Source organism: Streptomyces sp. Act143 (genome assembly GCF_003143935.1).
Classification (GTDB): Bacteria; Actinomycetota; Actinomycetes; order Streptomycetales; family Streptomycetaceae; genus Streptomyces.
The window spans coordinates 8,644,343-8,650,908 of the sequence record NZ_QFRX01000001.1 but is presented as its reverse complement, the minus strand read 5'-3'; the positions used below and the strand labels follow the sequence as shown (position 1 = coordinate 8,650,908).

Annotated in this window: 5 protein-coding genes and 3 tRNA genes; 3 read left to right on the top strand and 5 right to left on the bottom strand. The window is 69.8% G+C overall.

Annotated features, from left to right (window positions below; genetic code table 11):
* The first annotated feature begins 1 nt into the window (after window position 1).
* The 3 genes from DI272_RS44780 (at window position 2) to DI272_RS39525 (ending at window position 277) form a co-directional block, all read left to right on the top strand.
* Window positions 2-65, top strand: a tRNA-Val gene (locus tag DI272_RS44780).
* Window positions 66-99: 34 nt separating this feature from the next.
* Window positions 100-171: transfer RNA gene (locus DI272_RS39530), tRNA-Val, on the top strand.
* Between the two features lie 34 nt (window positions 172-205).
* Window positions 206-277: transfer RNA gene (locus DI272_RS39525), tRNA-Val, on the top strand.
* Window positions 278-358: 81 nt separating this feature from the next.
* Here the strand turns inward: DI272_RS39525 and DI272_RS39520 are convergent.
* The 5 genes from DI272_RS39520 to DI272_RS39505 form a co-directional block, all read right to left on the bottom strand.
* The gene (locus DI272_RS39520; protein WP_109499977.1) at window positions 359-691 is read right to left on the bottom strand and encodes a DUF6059 family protein; all 333 of its coding nucleotides are present in this window, start codon (window positions 689-691) and stop codon (window positions 359-361) included.
* Between the two features lie 84 nt (window positions 692-775).
* Window positions 776-904: a hypothetical protein gene (locus tag DI272_RS45775; RefSeq protein WP_258314808.1), complete on the bottom strand. Its 129-nt coding sequence runs from the start codon at window positions 902-904 to the stop codon at window positions 776-778.
* Between the two features lie 44 nt (window positions 905-948).
* Window positions 949-1,836: a methylenetetrahydrofolate reductase [NAD(P)H] gene (gene metF, locus DI272_RS39515; protein ID WP_109499976.1), complete on the bottom strand. Its 888-nt coding sequence runs from the start codon at window positions 1,834-1,836 to the stop codon at window positions 949-951.
* A complete protein-coding gene (metH, locus tag DI272_RS39510; protein ID WP_109499975.1) occupies window positions 1,833-5,402 on the bottom strand; it encodes a methionine synthase in 3,570 nt (1,189 codons plus the stop codon). Before metH ends, metF begins: the two co-directional genes overlap by 4 nt.
* Entirely contained in the window at window positions 5,399-6,382 is a 984-nt protein-coding gene (locus DI272_RS39505) for a carbohydrate kinase family protein (RefSeq protein ID WP_109499974.1), read from the bottom strand. The genes metH and DI272_RS39505 overlap by 4 nt, the downstream gene beginning before the upstream one ends.
* Window positions 6,383-6,566 lie beyond the last annotated feature (184 nt).

Sequence of the window (6,566 nt, the reverse complement as noted above, 5' to 3'; positions counted from 1 at the left end):
TAGCTCAGCGGGAGAGCGCTTCCCTGACACGGAAGAGGTCACTGGTTCAATCCCAGTATCGTCCACTGGATCTTCGAGAGTTCATCGAAGGTCTGACCCGCGCGATTAGCTCAGCGGGAGAGCGCTTCCCTGACACGGAAGAGGTCACTGGTTCAATCCCAGTATCGCGCACGCAGTACTCGTGATCTTCGGATCACGGTCCCGAGGACGATTAGCTCAGCGGGAGAGCGCTTCCCTGACACGGAAGAGGTCACTGGTTCAATCCCAGTATCGTCCACACCTCATCCTCCTCGCCGGCTTCGGCGGCGGCATGGCCGCCGGACTCGCCCTCATCGAATGGTGAGTCAGGAAGGGTGAGTCAGTTGGTGTCGCGGACGCGCTGTTCGTAACCGGGCCACAGGTCCCGGGCGAGCAGCCGTTCCTGCGCCGTCAGCGGCAGATCAGCACGGAGTCGCTCGGGGTGGGCGGGTGGTGGCCCACCGACCCCCGGCGGCAGCACCAGGAGCCGTCGCCAGAGCTGGCCCGCGAGAAAACCCCGGGAGCCGGTGGCGGCGTCAGCCATGTACCGGTCCGCGTCCTGGGACGCCCCGGTGCCGAGGTGCATGGCCCCGAAGGCCGCCAAGGACCGCCAGAGCGGCCACAGGCAGCGGTTCTTCAACCACCGCGCACCGCCGCGCAGCAGACCGTTCATGCCGGACCCCCTCCACACCGTCTCCGCGTCGCCGCTCGCTGGAAGCTGCCAAGGTCCACTCGTGGACCGGTGGAGCAGGGGGCGTCAGTCGATGCCGCGTATGACGTGGGGCTCCCAGGAGTCGTCCTCGTCGATGCCCGCGAGCCGGAGCGGCGGGGCGAGGACCTGGACGTCGTGGGGCTGCCGGCCGTCTTCCTCCGGGTTGTCGTACACCTGCTCCTCCTGCTCTGTTCGGCTCGGTCGGCGGGCCGCCGGTCTCACGCCGTGACGCGGGTCGCCGCCAGCACGTTGCGGTGGATGTCCAGGGCCGCCGTGGACTTGTTGAGGGTGATGTAGTGCAGGCCGGGGGCGCCTTCGGCGAGGAGCCGCTCGGCCATCGCGGTGGCGTACTCGACGCCGATGCGGTGACCGTCCGCCGGGTTGCCGCGCGCGGCGTCCAGGCGGTGGGCGAGTTCCTCGGGGAAGGCGGCGCCGCTGAGTTCGGCGAAGCGGGCGATCTGGCGTACGTCGGTGGCCGGCATGATCTCCGGGATGATCGGGGTGTCGCAGCCGGCCGCGGTGACCCGGTCGCGCAGCCGCAGATAGTCCTCGACGTGGAAGAACATCTGGGTGACCGCGTAGTCGGCGCCCGCCTTGCACTTGGCGACGAAGTGCCGGATGTCGGACTCCCAGTCGGCCGAGCGGGGATGGCGCTCGGGAAAGGCCGCCACACCGACGCTGAACTCCCCCGACTCCTTGACCAGGCGCACCAGTTCATGGGCGTGGGTGAAGCCGTCGGGGTGGGCGATCCAGGGGGCGTTGGGGTCGCCGGGCGGGTCACCGCGCAGGGCGAGGACGTCCCGGACGCCGGCGTCGGCGTACTGGCCGATGATGTGCCGCAGCTCCGACACCGAGTGCCCGACCGCGGTCAGATGGGCGACGGGGCGCAGGGTCGTCTCGGTCGCGATGCGCTTGGTCACCTCGACGGTACGGTCCCGGGAGGAGCCGCCGGCGCCGTAGGTGACCGAGACGAAGGTCGGGGCCAGCGGTTCGATCCGGCGGATCGCCTCCCACAGCGTCCGCTCGCCCTTGGGTGTCTTCGGCGGAAAGAACTCGAAGGAGAACGTCGGGGTTCCCCGGTCGAGCAGGTCGCGCAGGGTCGTCACTCCCGGCCTCCGGCGTTGAAGTAACTGGCTTCGGGGTGGTGCAGGACGATCGCGTCCGTGGACTGCTCGGGGTGCAGCTGGAACTCCTCGGACAGGTGGACGCCGATGCGCTCCGGCCGGAGCAGGTCGGCGATCTTCGCGCGGTCCTCCAGGTCGGGGCAGGCCGGGTAGCCGAACGAGTAACGGCAGCCCTGGTACTCGGTGCGGAACATGCCGTCCAGCGAGCCCGGGTCGCCCCCGGCGATACCGAGCTCACTGCGCACCCGCGCGTGCCAGTACTCGGCGAGGGCCTCCGCCAACTGGACGGACAGGCCGTGCAGTTCGAGGTAGTCACGGTAGGAGTTCGCCTCGAAGAGCCGGGCCGTCTCCTCCCCGATTCGGGAGCCGACGGTCACGACCTGGAGGCCGACGACGTCGGTCTCCCCCGACTCCTCCGGGCGGAAGAAGTCGGCCAGGCACAGGCGGCGGCCACGGCGCTGACGCGGGAAGGCGAAGCGGGTCAGCTCGGCCCCGTTCTCGTCCAGCAGGATCAGGTGCTCGCCCTTGGACACACAGCGGAAGTAGCCGTGTACGACGGCGGCCTCGAGGAGGTTCTCGGTCTGAAGCCTGTCGAGCAGCCCGCGCAGCCGCGGCCGGCCCTCGGTCTCGACGAGTTCCTCGTACGTCGGCCCATCACCGCCGCGCGCCTGCTTCAGCCCCCACTGCCCCTTGAACAGAGCGGCCTCGTCCAGCCAGGACGCGTACTCCTTCAGCTGGATGCCCTTGATGACACGGGTGCCCCAGAAGGGCGGGGTGGGGACGGGGTTGTCGACGGCGACATCGGAGCGTCCCCCTTCGTCAGGGCTCTCCGCGACGACGACCGCACTCGCGACAGGCTTGACCCGGCGTTGCTTGAGTTCGGGCAGGGCCGCGCCGGGCACGCCCCGCTTGACGCCGATGAGGGCGTCCATCAGGCGCAGGCCCTCGAAGGCGTCGCGGGCGTAGCGGACTCGCTTGACGCCGATGAGGGCGTCCATCAGGCGCAGGCCCTCGAAGGCGTCGCGGGCGTAGCGGACTTCGCCTTCGTAGATCTCGTGCAGGTCCTGCTCGACGTAGGCGCGGGTCAGGGCGGCGCCGCCGAGGATGACCGGGTAGTCGGCGGCCATGCCACGGGAGTTGAGCTCTTCCAGGTTCTCCTTCATGATCACCGTGGACTTGACCAGCAGCCCGGACATGCCGATCACATCGGCCCTGTGCTCCTCGGCCGCCTCCAGGATCGCCGAGACCGGCTGCTTGATGCCCAGGTTGACCACGTTGTAGCCGTTGTTGGACAAGATGATGTCGACCAGGTTCTTGCCGATGTCATGCACATCGCCGCGCACCGTGGCCAGCACGATCGTGCCCTTGCCCTCGGCATCGGACTTCTCCATGTGCGGCTCCAGATAGGCCACCGCCGACTTCATCACCTCGGCCGACTGCAGCACGAACGGCAGCTGCATCTGACCGGAGCCGAACAGCTCACCGACGACCTTCATGCCGTCCAGCAGCGTGTCGTTGACGATGTCCAGCGCCGGACGGGCCCGCAGGGCCTCGGCGAGGTCGGCCTCCAGACCGTTCTTCTCACCGTCGATGATCCGCCGCTTCAGCCGCTCCTCCAGCGGCAGCGCCGCCAGCTCCTCGGCCTTGCCCGCCTTCAGCGACTTCGCCGTCGCGCCCTCGAACAGCGCCATCAGCTTCTGCAACGGGTCATAGCCCTCGGCACGCCGGTCGTAGATCAGATCGAGGGCGGTGGTGACCTCCTCCTCGCTGAACCGCGCGATCGGCAGGATCTTCGAGGCGTGCACGATCGCCGAGTCCAGCCCCGCCTTGACACACTCGTCCAGGAACACGGAGTTCAACAGGATCCGGGCGGCCGGATTCAGACCGAAGGAGATGTTCGACAACCCCAGCGTGGTCTGCACCTCCGGGTGGCGGCGCTTGAGCTCACGGATCGCCTCGATGGTGGCGATGCCATCCTTGCGGGACTCCTCCTGACCGGTGCAGATGGTGAAGGTCAGGGTGTCGATGAGGATGTCCGACTCATGGATGCCCCAGTTGCCGGTGAGATCGTCGATCAGCCGCTCGGCGATGGCGACCTTGGCCTCGGGGGTGCGGGCCTGGCCCTCCTCGTCGATGGTCAGCGCGATCAGCGCCGCCCCGTGCTCCTGGGCCAGCCTGGTGACCTTCGCAAACCGGGACTCAGGACCGTCGCCGTCCTCGTAATTGACGGAGTTGATCACCGCACGCCCGCCCAGCTTCTCCAACCCCGCCCGGATGACGTCGACCTCGGTGGAGTCCAGCACGATCGGCAGCGTGGAGGCGGTCGCGAACCGGCCCGCCAGCTCCTCCATGTCCGCCACACCGTCACGGCCGACATAGTCCACGCACAGATCCAGCATGTGCGCGCCCTCACGGATCTGATCCCGGGCCATCTCCACACAGTCGTCCCAGCGGCCCTCCAGCATCGCCTCCCGGAACTTCTTCGACCCGTTGGCATTCGTCCGCTCACCGATCGCCAGATAGGACGTGTCCTGACGGAACGGCACCGTCTGATACAGCGAAGCCGCCCCGGGCTCCGGACGCGGTTCCCGCTCCCCCGGTGCCATGCCCCGCACCCGCTCGACGATCTGCCGCAGGTGCTCAGGGGTCGTACCGCAGCAGCCCCCGATCAGGGACAGGCCGTAGTCGCGGACGAAGTTCTCCTGCGCGTCCGCCAATTCCGATGGGGCCAGCGGATAGTGCGCGCCGTCCTTGGTCAGCACCGGCAGGCCGGCGTTCGGCATGCAGGAGAGCCGGATGCGGGAGTGGCGGGCGAGGTAGCGCAGGTGCTCGCTCATCTCGGCGGGGCCGGTTGCGCAGTTCAGGCCGATCATGTCGATGCCGAGGGGCTCCAGCGCGGTCAGCGCGGCGCCGATCTCCGAGCCGAGCAGCATGGTGCCGGTCGACTCCACCGTCACCGACACGATGAGCGGTACGTCCAGGCCGAGGGCTTCGAGGCCGCGGCGGGCGCCGAGGACGGCGGCCTTGGTCTGGAGCAGGTCCTGGGTGGTCTCCACCAGCAGCGCGTCGGCGCCGCCCGCCATCAGGCCCTCGGCGTTCTGCTGGTAGGCGTCGCGCAGGGTGGTGTAGGGGGCGTGGCCGAGGGTGGGCAGCTTGGTGCCGGGGCCCATGGAGCCCAGGACCCAGCGCTGGCGGCCGTCGCGTGCCGTGTACTCGTCGGCCGTCTCGCGGGCCACGCGGGCGCCGGCTTCGGACAGTTCGTGCACGCGCTGGGGGATGTCGTACTCGCCGAGGGCGGCGTGGTTCGCGCCGAAGGTGTTGGTCTCCACGCAGTCGACGCCGGCGTCGAAGTACGCCGAGTGCACCGAGCGGACGATGTCCGGGCGGGTCACGTTGAGGATCTCGTTACAGCCTTCGAGGTTCTCGAAGTCCTCGAGCGTGGGGTCCTGGGCCTGGAGCATGGTGCCCATGGCTCCGTCGGCGACCACCACACGGGTGGCGAGCGCCTCGCGGAGGGCGGCGATGCGGGTCGCGTGGGGGGCGGTCATGACGGGTCGCCCAGGACAGCGGCGAGCGGCTGGGCCGCGCCGGGGCCGTAGGTGCGCTCGACGATGCCGGACAGCTGCGTCCGGTCGATCTCGTAGGACTGCGAACCGACCGCGCCGAGGACGACGGAGGCCAGTGCGCAGCCCAGTCGGGCCGCCGGCTCCAGCGGGGCGCCCTGGCCGACGGCGGCAAGGAAGCCGACGCGGAAGGCGTCCCCGACGCCGGTCGGGTCGGCCGTGGGGGCGTCGGGGATCGCGGGGACGACGAGGGGGGCCTGACCGAGGCGTTCGAGGCGTACGCCCTTCTCGCCCAGGGTGGTGACCCAGGTGCCGACGGTCGCGAGGACGTCGGCGCGGCTCCAGCCGGTGCGTTCCTTGAGGAGTGCGGCCTCGTACTCGTTGGTGAACAGCCAGGTGGCGCCGTCCACGAGGTCGCGGACCTGGGAGCCGTCCAGGCGGGCCAGTTGCTGCGAGGGGTCGGCCGCGAAGGGGATGCCGAGGTCACGGCACTCGGCGGTGTGGCGCAGCATGGCCGCCGGGTCGTCGGGCGAGATCAGGACGAGGCCGGGACGGTCGGGGCCGGTGACGAGCGGGCGCAGGTCGATGTCGGACGCCTCGGCCATCGCGCCCGCGTAGAAGGCGGCGATCTGGTTGGCGTCCTCGTCGGTGATGCAGACGAAGCGGGCGGTCTGCCGTTCGGCGGAGACGTGCACGCCTCCGGTGTCGACGCCGTGCTCCTTCAGCCACAGCTCGTACTCGGCGAAGTCCGTGCCCACCGCTCCGATCAGCAGGGGTGCGAGGCCGAGGCCGCCGAGCCCGAAGGCGATGTTGGCGGCGACACCGCCCCGGCGCACCTCAAGGCGGTCGACGAGGAAGGAGAGCGAGACGTGAGCGAGCTGCTCGGGCAGCAGCTGGTCCGCGATCCGTCCGGGGAAGACCATCAGGTGGTCGGTGGCTATGGATCCTGTCACCGCGATGCGCACGGGCACTCCTTGGGTCGCTTCGGTCGCTGATCACCGGTGTGCGTGTGTCGGCCGATAGCGCCGGGCCCGGCCGTCGGGAAATCGGGCTCAGCCGCCCGCGGCCGCCTTGAGCTGCTCGGCGCGGTTGGTGTGTTCCCAGGTGAAGTCGGGCAGTTCGCGGCCGAAGTGGCCGTAGGCGGCGGTC